Source organism: Bacillus sp. FSL R5-0512, from assembly GCF_038593295.1.
In the GTDB taxonomy this organism is placed as follows: Bacteria; Bacillota; Bacilli; order Bacillales; family Bacillaceae; genus Bacillus; species Bacillus safensis.
This window is the reverse complement of the sequence record NZ_CP151982.1, coordinates 3,173,499-3,190,052: the sequence shown is the minus strand read 5'-3', so window position 1 is coordinate 3,190,052 and position 16,554 is coordinate 3,173,499. Positions and strand designations below refer to the sequence as shown.

At 38.2% G+C, this 16,554-nt stretch carries 13 protein-coding genes; 11 read left to right on the top strand and 2 right to left on the bottom strand.

What is annotated here, in order from left to right:
- The first annotated feature begins 64 nt into the window (after positions 1–64).
- Both NSQ25_RS16450 and tagH read left to right on the top strand, forming a co-directional pair.
- Positions 65–892 (top strand): ABC transporter permease, encoded by an 828-nt coding sequence (locus NSQ25_RS16450; protein ID WP_024426273.1) that lies wholly within the window; start codon positions 65–67, stop codon positions 890–892.
- Between the two features lie 19 nt (positions 893–911).
- Positions 912–2,513 carry a teichoic acids export ABC transporter ATP-binding subunit TagH gene (tagH, locus tag NSQ25_RS16445; protein ID WP_326135862.1) on the top strand — a complete coding sequence of 534 codons (1,602 nt, stop codon included), beginning with the start codon at positions 912–914 and terminating at the stop codon, positions 2,511–2,513.
- 27 nt (positions 2,514–2,540) lie between these two features.
- On the opposite strand, the gene galU is transcribed toward tagH, so the two are convergent.
- Positions 2,541–3,422: a UTP--glucose-1-phosphate uridylyltransferase GalU gene (gene galU, locus NSQ25_RS16440; RefSeq protein WP_008343198.1), complete on the bottom strand. Its 882-nt coding sequence runs from the start codon at positions 3,420–3,422 to the stop codon at positions 2,541–2,543.
- Positions 3,423–3,687: 265 nt separating this feature from the next.
- Here galU and wecB point away from each other — a divergent pair, with 265 nt between their 5' ends.
- The 5 genes from wecB (at position 3,688) to NSQ25_RS16415 (ending at position 9,743) form a co-directional block, all read left to right on the top strand.
- Positions 3,688–4,845: a UDP-N-acetylglucosamine 2-epimerase (non-hydrolyzing) gene (gene wecB / locus NSQ25_RS16435; RefSeq protein WP_025093947.1), complete on the top strand. Its 1,158-nt coding sequence runs from the start codon at positions 3,688–3,690 to the stop codon at positions 4,843–4,845.
- Between the two features lie 160 nt (positions 4,846–5,005).
- Positions 5,006–5,722 (top strand): 2-C-methyl-D-erythritol 4-phosphate cytidylyltransferase, encoded by a 717-nt coding sequence (locus NSQ25_RS16430; protein ID WP_025093948.1) that lies wholly within the window; start codon positions 5,006–5,008, stop codon positions 5,720–5,722.
- On the top strand, positions 5,715–6,740 hold the full coding sequence (locus tag NSQ25_RS16425) for a ribitol-5-phosphate dehydrogenase (RefSeq protein ID WP_326135861.1): 1,026 nt from the start codon (positions 5,715–5,717) through the stop codon (positions 6,738–6,740). The genes NSQ25_RS16430 and NSQ25_RS16425 overlap by 8 nt, the downstream gene beginning before the upstream one ends.
- Positions 6,707–7,921, top strand: coding sequence for a CDP-glycerol glycerophosphotransferase family protein (locus NSQ25_RS16420; protein WP_267527859.1), 1,215 nt, complete (start codon positions 6,707–6,709; stop codon positions 7,919–7,921). The genes NSQ25_RS16425 and NSQ25_RS16420 overlap by 34 nt, the downstream gene beginning before the upstream one ends.
- Positions 7,911–9,743 carry a CDP-glycerol glycerophosphotransferase family protein gene (locus NSQ25_RS16415; protein WP_259455912.1) on the top strand — a complete coding sequence of 611 codons (1,833 nt, stop codon included), beginning with the start codon at positions 7,911–7,913 and terminating at the stop codon, positions 9,741–9,743. Before NSQ25_RS16420 ends, NSQ25_RS16415 begins: the two co-directional genes overlap by 11 nt.
- 33 nt (positions 9,744–9,776) lie before the next feature.
- On the opposite strand, the gene NSQ25_RS16410 is transcribed toward NSQ25_RS16415, so the two are convergent.
- Positions 9,777–10,700 (bottom strand): LytR family transcriptional regulator, encoded by a 924-nt coding sequence (locus NSQ25_RS16410; protein ID WP_326135860.1) that lies wholly within the window; start codon positions 10,698–10,700, stop codon positions 9,777–9,779.
- A 182-nt stretch (positions 10,701–10,882) separates the two neighbouring features.
- Here NSQ25_RS16410 and NSQ25_RS16405 point away from each other — a divergent pair, with 182 nt between their 5' ends.
- The 4 genes from NSQ25_RS16405 (at position 10,883) to NSQ25_RS16390 (ending at position 16,479) form a co-directional block, all read left to right on the top strand.
- Positions 10,883–11,206, top strand: a complete 324-nt coding sequence (locus NSQ25_RS16405) for a hypothetical protein (RefSeq protein ID WP_024423640.1) — start codon at positions 10,883–10,885, stop codon at positions 11,204–11,206.
- Between the two features lie 24 nt (positions 11,207–11,230).
- On the top strand, positions 11,231–13,339 hold the full coding sequence (locus NSQ25_RS16400; protein ID WP_326135859.1) for a SpoIID/LytB domain-containing protein: 2,109 nt from the start codon (positions 11,231–11,233) through the stop codon (positions 13,337–13,339).
- Positions 13,340–13,362: 23 nt separating this feature from the next.
- The gene (locus NSQ25_RS16395; protein ID WP_326135858.1) at positions 13,363–14,853 is read left to right on the top strand and encodes an N-acetylmuramoyl-L-alanine amidase; all 1,491 of its coding nucleotides are present in this window, start codon (positions 13,363–13,365) and stop codon (positions 14,851–14,853) included.
- A gap of 129 nt (positions 14,854–14,982) precedes the next feature.
- The gene (locus tag NSQ25_RS16390) at positions 14,983–16,479 is read left to right on the top strand and encodes a cell wall-binding repeat-containing protein (RefSeq protein WP_326135857.1); all 1,497 of its coding nucleotides are present in this window, start codon (positions 14,983–14,985) and stop codon (positions 16,477–16,479) included.
- Positions 16,480–16,554: the final 75 nt, after the last annotated feature.

The following is a 16,554-nucleotide window of genomic DNA, read 5'->3' as shown; positions in this document are numbered from 1 at the left end:
ACAATTATGAGCGGTGCTTTTTAAAAAAAGTAATTCCAAAAACTTATATCTAAGGAAGATTAGAATGAACGCAATGTTGACGATACTAAAGGAGCAAATCAGTTCATTTCCGCTGATTATGCGACTTGCTGTTTATGAAACAAAATCAAAATATCAGATGAATTATTTAGGTGTTTTATGGCAGTTTTTAAATCCATTGATTCAAATGCTGGCTTACTGGTTTGTTTTTGGTATGGGCATTCGCGGTGGGCAGCCAATTGTCATTGGCGGCGTTGAAATCCCATTTATCATCTGGATGCTTGCCGGGTTAATCCCGTGGTTTTTTATTAGTCCGACAATTCTTGATGGGTCAAACAGTGTGTTTAAACGCATTAATATGGTATCGAAAATGAATTTTCCGATTAGTGCGCTGCCGTCTGTGGTGATTATGTCCAACTTGTTCAGCTACTTTGTCATGATGGGTGTCTATCTGATTGTGCTGATTTCCTATGGCATCTACCCTGACGCGCATTGGCTGCAATATATATACTATTTTATTTGTATGATCGCGTTTATGTTCTCGTTTAGTTTGTTTAATTCCACGATTAGCGTACTCGTGAGAGACTATCAATTTCTTTTACAATCCGTGACACGATTACTTTTCTTTTTGCTACCGATCTTTTGGAATATTTCGGAAAAACTTACTGGAGATAAGGCGTGGATTGGAGATATTTTAAGACTGAATCCCCTTTTCTACATTATTGATGGTTTCAGAAATAGTTTGTTAAAGGGAGAATGGTTCTTCCATGATGTGAAATACACACTTTATTTTTGGCTGATCACGCTTCTTCTTTTAACAGTCGGTTCATTGCTTCATATGAAATTTAGGGATAAATTTGTCGATTTTCTTTAAAAAGTAAGGAGATTATACGATGAAACTAAAGGTTTCGTTTCGAAACGTATCCAAGCAGTACGTCCTATATAAAAAACAGTCGGATAAGATTAAAGGGCTGTTTTTACCTAATAAAAATGAAAAAGGTTTTTTTGCTGTTCGTGATGTGTCCTTTGATGTATATGAAGGCGAGACGATTGGTTTTGTAGGAATTAACGGGTCTGGAAAATCGACAATGTCGAACCTTCTAGCGAAAATCATTCCACCGACAAGTGGTGAAATTGATATGGACGGCCAGCCTTCGTTAATTGCCATTGCTGCAGGGCTGAACAACCAATTAAGCGGGAAAGATAACATTCGCCTAAAGTGCTTAATGATGGGGCTGACGAATAAAGAGATAGATGAGCTTTATGAAAAAATCGTAGAGTTTGCGGATATTGGCGACTTTATTGACCAGCCGGTTAAGAGCTATTCAAGTGGAATGAAATCACGTCTTGGCTTTGCTATTTCAGCGCATATCGATCCAGATATCCTCATTATTGATGAAGCACTGTCTGTTGGAGACCAAACCTTCTATCAAAAATGTGTGGACCGCATTACAGAATTCAAGGAACAAGGAAAGACGATCTTTTTTGTCAGTCACTCCATTAGCCAAATTCAAAAAATCTGTGATCGGGTGGCTTGGATGCATTATGGTGAGCTTCGTATGTTTGATGATACGAAAAAGGTCGTGAAGGAATATAAGGAGTTTGTTGATTGGTTTAACAAGCTTTCCAAGAAAGAGAAACAAAAATACCAAATGGAACATAAAGAAGGTAGAAAAGGTGTACAAAAGACGGAAAAGGTGTCTCGTTATCAAGAGAACGGAAAACGCCGCTCATTGTTCGGACCCGTATTTCAAGTGACAGTTTTAGCGGTCTTAACGATATTGCTAGCCTTATCAATGTTTTCAGATCGCCCGCTTCGTACACTGGCGACATTTGGTGCAATCCCATCAGATAAGACAGAAGCGCCTCAGTCGAAGCATCAGCAGACCAAGGGAGCGCCCGATATGAAAAAGGTGGATCAACAGCTGATAGTCACGGCAGATCCACTTACGGTTTACAAAGACCAAGCCATGAAAAAAAAGGCCGATATCACTTTGGTATTTGGACAAGAAGTACAGGCTGTGGCTGAAAATAAACAAACCGTTCAAATTAAAACTGCGTCAGAAACGTATTTTGTTAAACCTGCTGCGCTTCAAAATGCAGAGGATTTAAAGTCATTATCCATTGGACCAGGACAGTTTAATTCCTATGTATCACCTGCATCGGCAGGTTCGTATGAGTATTTACTGTCTTTCCTTGGAAAAGAAGAATCTGTGCTGAAACAGAGAATGCAAACGCTGAGTTCAGTGAAAAATGATCAAGGAGATACGATTGAGCGATTGACCACAGAGAAAACCGACTATGTCATTCAAAATGGTCAGGCAAACACGATTGTGTTTCGCGATATTATGCCAATCTCTCCTTCCACACTTGGGCTGACAGAACAAAATGTCTGGATGAATGAGAAACGAACAAAGTTCGCAGTGAAGGGCGAAAACAACCTGTTTGTCATTGATAATGAACAGCATACACTGACTATTTCAGTCATTAAATAAAAAAGCTGCCGATGCCGGCAGCTTTTTTTAATTCACTTCCTCTTTTTCGAGAAGCTGTTTCATAAATGGAATGAGTTTCTTTTTCAATTCTTCATCCTGAAGAGCAAACTCAAGCGTCGTTTCGATGAAGCCTTGCTTCTCGCCGACATCGTATCGTTTCCCTTCGAAATCATAGGCGAATACGCGCTGGATGTCATTTAGCTTTTGAATGGCATCTGTCAGCTGAATTTCTCCGCCTGCACCAATCTCTTGTTGATCTAGGTACATAAAAATCTCTGGTGTGAAAATGTAGCGCCCTAAGATGGCTAGGTTTGATGGTGCTGTTCCTTGCGGCGGCTTTTCAACAAAGTTTTTGACTTGGTAGCGGCGTCCTTCTTGTGTAAGAGGGTCGATGATCCCATAGCGATGTGTATCGCTGTCAGCTACTTGCTGAACACCGATGACAGAGGAAAGAGTTTTTTCGTATTCGTCCATCAGCTGGCGAAGGCCAGGCGTTTCGGCTTGAACAATGTCATCACCTAATAAAACAGCAAAAGGCTCATCACCGATAAAGTTGCGTGCGCACCAAACGGCGTGTCCAAGTCCTTTCGGCTCTTTTTGACGTATGTAATGAATGTCAGCAATGTTAGAGGACTTTCTCACTTTTTCTAAAAGCTCGCTCTTTCCCTTTTCCTCAAGATTGCGCTCTAACTCTGGTGCAAAATCAAAATGATCCTCAATGGCTCTTTTCCCTTTTCCAGTGACGATAATAATGTCTTCGATTCCTGATTCAACAGCTTCTTCAATAATATATTGAATGGTTGGTTTATCAACGATTGGAAGCATTTCTTTAGGCATTGCTTTTGTTGCAGGGAGGAAACGTGTTCCGAGACCTGCAGCTGGTATAATGGCTTTACGTACTTTTTTCAATGAACTTTGCACCTTCCTTACATATAGAAAAAATGATTTGACTTCATTTTTCATCTTTCATAAAGTGTAACTTACAAATGATAGAAATGACAAATGATTTACGATAAATGTATGAGCTGATTCAATTCTATTGTAATGAGTCTGTGTAAATTTTTATGTTGAAAAGAGTAAAGGCGATGTAAAAATTGAAAACAGAATGATTAGGATTCGTTTCTATTCTTTTGTATAATACACTTATAAATGAGAAGGAAAGAGGCATCGACTATTGAAAACATTACATGTAATGACTGTATTCGGGACGAGGCCTGAAGCGATTAAAATGGCACCCCTTGTCCTTGAGCTGAAAAAACATCCGCAAATCAAATCCTCAGTCACTGTGACTGCACAGCATCGGCAAATGCTTGATCAAGTGTTGAAAGCCTTTAACATTCAACCGGATCATGATTTAAATATTATGAAAGAACGTCAGACATTATCTGAAATCACATCAAATGCACTATTGAAACTAGATCAATTATTCCAAGAGGAGAAACCTGATATTGTCCTTGTTCATGGAGACACCACTACAACCTTTGCAGGAAGCTTGGCCGCATTCTATCACCAAATTTCAGTCGGTCATGTTGAAGCGGGTTTAAGAACACATAATAAGTACTCACCGTTTCCAGAAGAATTAAACCGTCAAATGACAGGAAGCATTGCAGATATTCATTTTGCGCCTACACATGAGGCTAAGCAGAATCTTTTAGTTGAAAATAAAAAAGCAGAATCTATTTTTGTAACAGGTAATACAGCAATTGATGCATTGCAAACAACGGTTACAGATCAGTATCAACACCCTATTTTAGAGAAAATAGGCACAGATAAAATGATCTTGTTAACGGCCCATCGCAGGGAGAATCTCGGCCAGCCGATGAAGAACATGTTTAGAGCGATTAGGCGTATTGTAGAAGAGTTTGAAGATGTTCAGGTTGTATATCCTGTACATTTAAACCCTGCTGTTCGTGATGCGGCTCAGACAGAATTCAGTGATCTTGACCGTGTGCACTTAATTGAGCCGCTCGAAGTCGTTGATTTCCATAACTTCGCTGCTGCCTCATACTTTATATTAACGGACTCCGGCGGTGTACAAGAGGAGGCGCCTTCTTTAGGGAAGCCAGTATTAGTGCTTCGCGATACAACAGAGCGCCCTGAAGGCGTGGAAGCTGGCACGCTTAAGCTCGCAGGTACTGATGAAGAGACCATTTACAAGATGGCAAAACAGTTGCTAGTCGATCAAAAAGAGTACGACAATATGTCGAAGGCATCTAACCCTTATGGTGATGGACGAGCTTCGAAACGAATTGCTGAGATGCTTCTTTACCAATATGGCTTAACGGATGTCAAGCCACTCTCATTTCTAAAAACTGATCGTTCTACCAGCTAGAGGACAATTTTCGACAGGTGTTACATTTTCTAAATCAAAATGTGGTATTATAATGGCATATATTAAGATATGAGTGGTTTTTTTGTAATATAATTTACAATCCATTCATATTGAAATATTGCCATTTTTTTATTTGACATGATTGAAAGGGGTATTAAGTATGATTTATGCAGAAATATTAGCTGGTGGGAAAGGCTCTAGAATGGGTAATGTAAATATGCCAAAACAGTTCTTGCCATTAAATAATCGCCCTATCATAATTCACACTGTTGAAAAATTCCTATTAAATGATCGTTTTGAAAAAATTATCATTGTAACTCCCAAAGAATGGATCAACCATACGAAGAATATACTAGAAAAATACATACATGCTGATGATAGACTAGTAGTAATAGAGGGCGGAATTGATCGAAACGAATCGATTATGAGTGGGGTTCGTTTTATTGAAAAAGAGTATGGACTAAATGACGACGATGTTATTGTGACACATGATTCAGTGCGCCCATTTTTAACCCATAGAATTATTGAGGAAAATATCAATGCCGTTCTAGAACATGATGCTGTTGATACTGTTATACCTGCTATAGATACCATTGTGACTTCAGAAGATGGAACAAATATCACTGATATTCCAGTACGTGATGTTATGTATCAAGGTCAAACACCTCAAAGCTTTAAGATATCGCTCTTAAAAAGGCTTTATAGCGAGTTGACAGAAGAACAGAAAAAGGTACTTTCAGATGCTTGTAAAATTTGTATTTTAGCAGGGCAGAAAGTGAATTTAGTCCGAGGCGAGGTATTTAATATAAAAGTAACGACACCATACGATTTAAAAGTTGCGAATGCTATTTTACAGGAGAACATAAAAAATGATTAATCAAACATATCGATTGGTTTCTGCTAGACAATTTGAAGTGACTTATAAGGATAAGGAGTTTACATCTGGACAAGTCGTTATTAGACCAACCCATCTGTCAATATGTGCTGCGGATCAACGCTATTTTACAGGAACAAGAGGTAAGGAAGCAATGGACAAAAAGCTTCCAATGGCGCTGATTCATGAGGGTGTAGGAAAAGTAATGTATGACCCTACTGGAACGTTCAAAGTCGGAACACATGTAGTGATGGTTCCAAATATCCCAAATGAAGAAAACGAATTTATTGCAGAGAACTACTTGCGCTCTAGCTATTTTAGATCAAGTGGTTTTGATGGATTCATGCAGGATTATATGTTCATGAATCCGGATCGTCTTGTAGCTTTACCAGAGCAAATGAATCTTCATGTTGCGGCTTTTATTGAATTGATCACCATTGCAGTTCATGCAATGAGTCGATTCGAAAGAGTGGCTCACCAAAAGCGAGATGTTTTTGGGGTTTGGGGTGATGGTAATCTAGGATTTATCACCTCTTTAATACTAAAAAAACGTTATCCATCTTGTAAGGTGTACGTTTTTGGAAAGAACCAATATAAACTAGAGCATTTCTCTTTTGTTGATGAAGTTTACCAAATTAATGACATTCCAAAAGAAGTTCGTGTTGATCATGCATTTGAATGCGTCGGTGGACGTGGCAGTGAAAGTGCGATTGAACAAATCATTGATTTCACTCAACCAGAGGCTTCTGTGGCATTATTAGGTGTTTCAGAATATCCCTTGAAGGTTTCCACAAGGATGGTTCTAGAGAAAGGAATTATTCTCATAGGAAGCAGTAGAAGCGGCAGCAAAGACTTTGCCAATACAGTAAATCTATTAAATGAATTTCCTGAGATTACAGATTATTTGGAGACATTGATTGGCACAGTCCATATTGTGAGAAGTATAGAGGACATTGGAAAGGCATTTGAAGAAGATCTGACTTCTTCTTGGGGAAAAACAATAATGAAATGGGAAATCTAACAACGATGCACATGACAAAAATGGTGAAAATTTTTTTCCGAATAGTCTATAAGATTTTTTCTAAATTGTTTCAAGTGAGCCAGCAAAAAATCGTGATCGCTTCTTATAGAGACAATGAAATAAACGATAATTTCAAAAATGTTTATAAAGAATTAAGAAGTCAATCCAATTTGAAGATTATTCTCTTATTTAGAAAATCGGAAAGTGGCTTTCTAGGAAAACTTTTCTATATCATTTATTTATTAAAATCTCTTTATCACATTTCTACTTGTAAGGTGCTCTTATTAGATGATTACTATTATCCTCTTTATTTAATTAAAAAGCGGCCGGAAACAAAGGTAGTTCAAATTTGGCATGCCTGTGGTGCATTTAAAAAATTTGGGCACAGTATTAAAGACAAACAGGGAGGACCTTCATCAGAATATTTAAAAGTAGTGCCTGTTCATTCAAATTATGATTATGCAATTGTGAGCTCTGAAGAAGCAATTGGTCCATTTTCTGAAGCGTTCGATATGCCCAAGGAAAAAATATTAGCAACAGGTGTTCCAAGAACTGATTTTTTCTATTCTGAAGATCAAATATATGAAGTGAAAAAGAGGTTTGACAAGGAATATCCCGAATTGAAGAATAAAGTGAAAATATTGTACGCTCCAACTTATAGAGGAGGAGTAAATAAGCAATATGGCGAGCAATTTCTATTGAATCAAGAAACACTTTTCAAACATTTGAGCCGGGAGCATTATGAGTTGCTCATTAATGTGCACCCTTATATGCGAAAAAGTGTTTTTGGAGATATAGATTTATCTAAAAAGTTTTCTTTGTATGAACTAATGATTATTTCTGATGTATTGATTACAGATTATTCTTCAGTCATTTTTGAATATAGTCTTTTGAATAAACCAATGTTTTTCTATTGTCCAGACTTAGAGAACTATATGCAGGAGAGAGATTTTTATTATTCATTTCCAGAGTTTGCGCCAGGACCTATAAGAACGAAAATAGAGCCTCTCATTGAGGATTTGAAGAATATAAGGTTGAATAAAAAACAAATCAATTACCATTCATTTTCAAATCGGTTTATGAATCGTTGTGATGGAAATTCTACAGAGCGAGTTGTTTCACTAATACTAAGCTTAATAAATGAAACAATGAATGAAGGAGAGAGAGTTTTTGAAATTTAAACTAGGGACACTATTTAGGAAACGGAGTGTTCAAAAAAATCTTGACCATGTAGATGAAGTAAGTGAAGAAAAATTATTCTCACTTTTCGATAAAGCAGAAGATGTCATCGTGAATAAAAATATTCCCCAAAGAGAAATAACACAATTTCAATGGAACGAATCATTTTTAACGATCGAGGGGTATATGTACATTGATGGTATCCCCTTGCAAAGAGAAGATACGGTAAGAAGAAAGTTATTGATCGTTCAAAAAGGGGCTATTATAAAATCTATTCCTCTAAAGAATCAAAGGTTAAACGAAACAAATAGACAACAACTAGGGCTTTCTGAACAATATGAATGGGCTGGTTTTTATCAGGAAATAAACTTCTCAAAGGTAAATGGTGGCAAGCCATTACCACAAGGAAACTTTCATTTATATTTAGAATTAGAAGTATTAGATGGGAATAATCTCAAGTACCATGAGACTCATACGCTGGGCAATATAAACAATTTCCTGAAGCAGGATATCTATGCAACGAAAATGGAACATTTTTCAGCTAAGAAAAGAGTGAAATATAATTTCATTGTCACATACGATGAAGAGGAAAAAACTGCACATGTATCATCACACAAACTCCAAGAAATTGACCAGGGTGCAATAGAGACTACTATGAAAAATGAAAATCGAATCATACGTAAAATGAAGCGTGTTATGTTTCAAATCTTATATCAACTATTTTGTTTCCTGCCAGTAAAACAGAAAAAAATTACTTTCGCATCAGATAGTCGCACTGACTTATCAGGGAATTTTGAATTTGTCTATCAAGAGCTTTTAAATAGAGAAGAAACGTTTGATTTTCAATTTTTCTTAAAAGAAAGCATTAATACGAAAAAAAGTATAGCAGAATATGTACGAATGGCCTATCATTTTGCTACAAGTAGGCATATTTTAATTGATGATTTCTATCCGATCATCTATCCATTGAAAATTCGTAAAAATGCGGATCTTGTCCAGCTGTGGCATGCAGTGGGCGCATTTAAGACGTTTGGTTATAGCCGTATTGGTCTGCCAGGTGGACCGTCACCAACATCCAAAAATCATAAGAATTATACGAAGGTCATTGTCAGTTCTGATCATATCCGGAAGCATTATGCTGAAGGCTTTGGAGTAGATATTGAAAATGTCATTTCCACAGGAATACCTAGAACAGACTTCTTTTTCGATGAATCAAAAAAAGAAGAAGTCAGATCAAGGTTGTATGAAGAATTTCCTTTTTTAAGAGGGAAAAAAGTGATTTTATTTGCCCCGACATTTAGGGGAAATGGTCAGCAGTCCGCTCATTACCCGTTTGAAGTATTAAATTATGATCAGCTTTATCAAGAGCTGAGTGATGAATATATCTTTTTGTTCAAGATACATCCATTTGTTAAGAATCAAATAAATATTCCTTATCAATATAGTGAATTTTTCTATGATTTTTCTGATTTTAGAGAGATTAATGAGCTGCTTTTAATTGCGGACGTTCTTGTAACTGACTATTCATCTGTTTGTTTCGAATTTGCACTTTTGCAAAAACCAATGATTTTCTTTAGCTATGATGTGGACGAGTATATTCGGACTCGTGATTTTTATTATGAGTATTTCTCCTTTATTCCGGGACCACTTGCTAAAACATGTAATGAGCTGGTGTCAATTGTTAAAAATAATCAATACGAATTTGAAAAATTAGATGCGTTTGTACAGTATTTCTTTGATGATTTGGATGGTCTTTCGAGTAAAAGAGTAGTAGATGCCATCTTATTAGAGCAAAGTGAAGATGATAAAAAAGAAATTCAGTAAAAAACACCTTTCATGGAGAAAGGTGTTTTTTTATTAAGAGGCTTCCAAACTTTCCTTCAATTCCTTCTTCACATTCGCAAGACTGCTGTCATCAAGCTGGTAGTAATAAATGTTATTGATACGTGTGCCTGATCCTTTCAGCTCGTGCTGCTCCACATGCTGTCTTGCATCACGATAATCATTCATCATCATCCACATATCGTCAAATGACATGTTTGTCTTCATATTATTTTCCACGACTTTGAACATATCGCCGAATTTCGTAATAGATGAAATGTTGGCACCTTTTGCAATGATGCCTTCAATGACCTGGCGCTGTCTTTGCTGACGTCCGAAGTCACCCTTTGGATCTTGCTTTCTCATTCTTGTGTAGGCAAGGGCTTGATCGCCATTCAGGTTAATTTCTCCTGTACCAAATGAATGGCCGTCATAACTAAATGCAAACGTGCTATTTACTGTAATACCGCCAAGTGTATCAACAATATCCTTGAAGCTTTCCATATTGACTTTAACGAAGTAATCAACAGGTACATCAAGCAGTTCCTCTACAGTATCTGCTGCCATTTGTGTACCGCCAAATGCATAGGAGTGGTTGATTTTATCCATTGTGCCTTTTCCGACAATCTTCGTATACGTATCACGCGGGATGCTCACCATCTCGGTCGTTTTTGTTTTCGGATTTACTGTCATGTATATTAATGTATCTGCACGGCCTCGGTCATTTTTTCGTTCATCGACACCCATGACTAAAATAGAAATCGGGTCTTTCTTACTTAAATCGACATCTTTGTCACGCTTATCTGACTTCTTTAAATTTTCTTGAATGCCTGCGACGGTCGATGCTGCTGTGTTCCAAAGATGATATGCGTATCCGCCAGTTGCTAATACGAATAAGCCAATAATCGATAAAACAATCCAAAGAACCTTTTTCTTCTTTCTTTTTCTTTCAGCTCTCATAATGTCCCTCACCTTTTCTATGATTCTTCCATGATTATAGGTTTACGAATCTTGATAAACAAGTTATTTTTTTACTCTGAACCTAGATATAGACGTTGTAACAAAAAAAAGGTTTCAAAAAACCTTAAATTTACCTTAAAATAATAACTTATAAGACGATACAAAGACATGAGGTGAAAAAAATGAAGAAAATCGTCGTTTTACCGTTCTTAATACTGCTACTAGGTATCGTGCTCACAGCATGTGGAACGGCCGAGCAGTCCTCAGGAGAAAACAAGACAAGCAGTTCAACTCCTCAGGTACTGGAAGAGAAAGCTGAATTTATTGGAATGGCTGATGCACATACAGTCGAAGTGAAAAAAGTGAATACGACCCTAAGCTATGAATTTACGGATAATTTTAAAGATGTGTTAAATGAATTTAAACCAGGAGACACAGTAGAAATCTCTTACTTTATTAATGACAGTGGTCAAAAGGAAATCCAGAAGATTGAAAAACAGAAGTAAAAAAGATGGGCGGGATGAACAAAATTGAAGAAAACAGGCGTTACACTAATCGTTCTCATGATACTGACTCTACTAGTTGCACCCTTTCAGTCTGCCATGGCAAGCTCGGCAATTTCAGTGAAATTGTCTAATTATATCGGAAACAAAACAAGTATGGATATCTCAACAACTGGGGAATACAAGCTATCAGGATCAAATGTTGCTGTGACGAAAAGATATGACGGCAAAAATAGATACGAAGTAGCCAACAGTATTGCAACTGCAGGGTGGAAAAATCCATCAACTATCGTCGTTGTAAATAAAGATGCTTTTGACCATGCAATGACCGTTTCTCCATTGGCTTACAAGCTAAATGCACCTATTCTTTACTCTGGTGCTGCTAAGCTAACAAAAGCAACTGAGACCCAAATTAAGAAAATGAAACCCGATAACATTCTAATCATTGGAAATACACAGAGTATCTCATCTACAACTGAAAAAGCTTTAAAAAAGTACGGAAAGATTAAAAGAATTAGTGGGAAAGATAAATTTGAAATTTCCCAAAAAATAGCTAAAGAGATGGGGAGCTATAAGCAGGCAATTGTTGCTGGTGGGGCTTCTTTTATGAATGGAACATCCATGATCTCTTATGCAGCTAGAAAAGGATATCCAATCTTATTAACAAAAAAAAGCTCACTTCCGTCTTATAAGATTCCTAGTAAGGTCATTGTTGTAGGAAGTACAAAAAGTATTAGTGAAAAAGTTGAGAAACAATTAAAAAAGACATCACAGGTGACAAGAATCAGTGGTGAAAATCGTTATGAACTTTCAGTAAATATCATTAAAAAATTGAAATTAAATGTTGATAAAGTTTACATTGCTAAAGGTTCAAGCTTTAAATATGCAATTCCTATGTCACTTTTAGCTGCGAAAAACAATCGTACTATGATTTATGTGAAAAAAGACTCTATCTCTTCTTCTTTAAAGAAGCTTTTGAAAGATAACGGCACACATACATATCATATTGCAGGCAGCTCAAGTGTGCTTTCAGATACACTAAAAAATTCATTAGCCAAACAAGTTTATCTGAAAAAAAATCAAAACTACCAATTGAATATTTCTAACGGAAAAATTTCATTAAAAGGCATAAAGACGTATAACACAGTAAGAGTTGTTCCTGAGAAATATTCAACAAAAAATGTCCTTCAAATTGCAGGAAAGCCGTATTTAGGCAGCGTAAACTTTGCAATTGAATCAGGGTATATCAGGCCGACTCTCGAAAATATTCCATTTGAAGACTATTTAAAAGGTGTAGTGCCAAATGAAATGCCTGCAAGCTGGAATGTCGAAGCGTTAAAAGCACAGGCGGTTGCTGCTAGAACGTATTCGGTGAAAAGTATTGGAAAAGTCGTCCCTGATACAACAGCCTTCCAAGTATATGGAGGATATAACTGGTATACAAATTCGACAAAAGCTGTCGATGCCACAAAAGGAAAGGTTCTGAAATATAACAATCAGCTCATTTCAGCAACCTATTACTCTAGCAATGGCGGTTATACAGAGGCAAGTGAAGAAGTATGGGGAAATGCACTGCCATACTTAGTGGCCAAAAAGGATCCAAAAGATCCAGTCAATCCATGGACACTGAAACTCTCTAAAAAACAACTAGGCACGACATGGACTGCTAGCACAGCAGCATCTGAGTGGTCTAAAGCAAAAGAGACAAATGCAGCTGACCTTGCCGGCTTGAAATCATGGCTGCTCAAAAACAAAGAAACTGCTGCATCTGATATGAAAATCGCATCGATCTCAAGCCTGACGTTCTCAGGGAAAACAAAAGGACAGCGTGCGAAGACGGTATCGATCAAACTGACATACCATCTGAAAAACAAAACAGGCACATATTCGGTAAACAAAAGCACAACGGCAAGTATGAAGATGACCGAGTTTCGATCAGTCATGGGCGCAACAAAGGTGAAAAGCACGTTTGCGTCAGTCAAAAACAATACAAATGACTTCACGATTTCAGGAAAAGGATATGGCCACGGCATTGGTATGAGCCAATACGGAGCAAAAGCGAGAGCTGAATCTGGAAACTCATATTCTTCCATACTCTCGTTCTACTATCCAGGTACAAAACTAACAAACTATTAAAGGGTAAAAGGAGGACATAGAAGATGCGCTCAATGATGAAAACAGCCATCCTCAGCCTCATCGCCATATTCATTATTGTTCCAACAGCTTCAGCGGACAATTCTGTATCACGAATAGATGGGGGCAATCGATATTCTTTATCTGTCAATGTGGCGAAAAAAGGTTGGGGAACAGCTAATACAGTTGTGTTAATAGGAAAGAAAGCGTATGCTGATGCAACAGCAGCTGTCCCATTAGCATATCAACATAATGCCCCGGTTCTTTTTACAAATAGTAAAAACCTTTCGTCAGAAACGAAGAAAGGATTAACGTCTTTAAAAGCGAAAAATGTGATTGCAATTGGTACGACAGCAAGTGTTTCAAATAATGTAATCAATCAAGTGAAAAAACTAGGTATTTCAACAAAACGAATTACCGGAAAAAACAGATATGAAATTTCTACGAATATTGCAAAGCAAATGAAAAGTCCTGCTGGTGTAGTGGTTGTAGAAGGTCATTCATATGCGCATGGGATTGCGATTGCGCCGTATGCGGCACAGAAAGGTTTCCCAATTCTATATACAGATAAAAAGGGACTTCGTTCTGAAATTTCATCTTTCGCAAGATCTAGTAATATTAAGCAAACAATTGTGATTGGCGGCGAATCATATGTCACCAAAGCCGCATACAGCAAGCTAAAGTCACCAACGAGAATTAAGGGTGCCAACCGCTATGATATTGCTGCAAAAATCGTGAATAAGTATAAACTGAGTACGAGCAATACGTATGTTGCTAGAGGCTTTGGTTATGCCTCTGCCCCTGCAGCTGCTGGAATCGCAGCTAAAGAAAAGAAAGCTCTTTTATTAACAAATGAGAAAACCTTACCAGTTCATACTAGATCCATTATTGGCAGCAAAAACATTTCGAAGTTTACAGTGGTAGGAAATTCTACAACGGTCACCAATACTGTAGCATCTCAATTAAAGAACCCGGTTGTAGGAAAAAACATATTCATTGATCCAGGACACGGTGCTCATGATTCTGGTGCTGTAGGATATGGTCTTTATGAGAAAAATTTAAACTTAGATGTAGCGAAGAGACTCAACACTAAACTGAAAAATGCAGGTGCACTCACTACTATGTCAAGAACATCAGACACATTTGATAGTCTTCAAACACGAGTGAGCAAAGGTGCCTCAGCGAATGCAGATATCTTTATCAGTGTCCATGCGAACTCAAATGATAACAGCAGTGCAAATGGAACAGAAACGTATTATGACAAAACCTATGCGGCTGCAAACAGCCTGAAGCTGGCGCAAAACATCCAGCCTAAAATGGTCAGCGCACTAGGTACAAGAGACCGTGGTGTGAAAACAGCTGGCTTCTACGTCATTAAATATTCTAAGATGCCGAGCGTTCTTTTAGAAACTGGTTTTGTTTCCAGTCCAGTTGATTCAAACATCTTGAAATCTGCTACGTATAAAGATCGATTAGCGTCAGGCATTTCAAGCGGTGTGTCAGGTTATTTTAGATAAGAAAACACAAACCTGAGGGGTGCCTCAGATACTCCTCTTAGGCTGCTCGAGAACGTACTCGGCAGCCTTTTTTCAAAAGTTCATGAAGCTCCTGGGTGAAGAAGGGTTCAAACCAAGGAGGTTGACTTCATGCGTTTTGATATCAAATGTATGTTACTGATTGCTGTTTCACTATGTTTATATACACCATCCGTTTTTGCCCAGCACGCTGTAACGAGGATAGAAGGAAGCAATCGATATGAGGTGGCTGTAAATACCGCGAAAAGGGGCTGGCAGGAAGCGCCTGCCGTTGTTCTTGTGGGCGGTGATGCTTATGCAGATGCCCTGAGTGCTGTGCCTTATGCTTACCAGCAAGGGGCCCCAGTCCTGTTAACGAATGCTGGCAGTCTTTCAGGTGCTGTAAAGACAGGGTTGCAGCAGCTGAAAACGAAGCGTGTAACGATTCTTGGCGGGACTGCGAGTATTTCTGAAAACATCGTGAAGCAGCTAAAAGCGATGAATCTATCCGTTTCCCGTATTCAAGGAAAGAACCGCTATGAATTGGCGGCAAATGTGGCTAAGCACATGAAGAGTGCTAGTGCAGCTGTCGTCGTGAATGGTTCTGCTTATGCTGATGCTGTCGCGATTGCTCCGTACACTGCCAAACAAGGCTATCCCATTTTATTAACAGATGAAAAAGGATTGCGCCAAGAAACAGCCAATCTATTAAAAAACAAAGCGGTCAAGCGGACCATTGTGATCGGCGGAGAAGCAAGTATCAATAAAACTGCTTTTCAAAAGCTTCCCTCACCAGTCAGAATAAGCGGAGCCAATCGGTATGAGGTGGCTGCCCAAATTGCTAAAACGTATCCAATGAAGACAAGTCACACATTTATGAGTCATGGGTATGCCTATGCAGATGCAGCCGCTGCGGCAAGTATAGCAGCGAAACAGGGACAAACCCTTCTTCTCACAGATGCTCAAACGGTGCCGGATGCTATCAGAAAAGTCATTGGGGCCAAACAGATGTCAGCATTTTCTGTGGTAGGCGGAACATCAACCATTCAATCAAATGTCATCACACAGTTGAAAAATGCGGTGTTAGGCGAAACAATTTTTATTGATCCAGGTCATGGTGCGCAAGATGCTGGAGCGATAGGGAATGGGCTGCTTGAAAAGAACATCAATTTAGAAGTAGCATTAAAGCTGCGGTCGAGACTTCACCAAGCGGGTGCCCTTACTGTCATGTCAAGAACTTCTGATACATTTGACTCCTTGCAGACTCGTGTCAGTAAAGGAGCCCAGGCAAGTGCTGATATATTCATCAGTATCCACGCCAACGCAAATGATAACAGCGGTGCGAATGGGACAGAGACGTATTATGATACGACATATGAGGTTGCTAATAGTATCAAACTGGCACAACAGGTTCAGCCCCGGATGGTCAGTGCCCTTGGAACGAGGGATCGAGGAGTGAAAACAGCAGGGTTCTACGTCATCAAATATTCTAGAATGCCGAGTATTTTGCTAGAAACCGGCTTTGTAACAAGTCCAATCGATGCGAGTATTTTAAAATCTACCACTGCAAAGGATCGGCTGGCTTCTGGAATTACAACGGGTGTGTCCAATTACTTTGACGCAAAATGAACCGATAAAAGAAGTGTCAAGTTAAAAATACATTTCATTTTTGGTTATGTTTGTTATAATTGAAACATAGAAGGT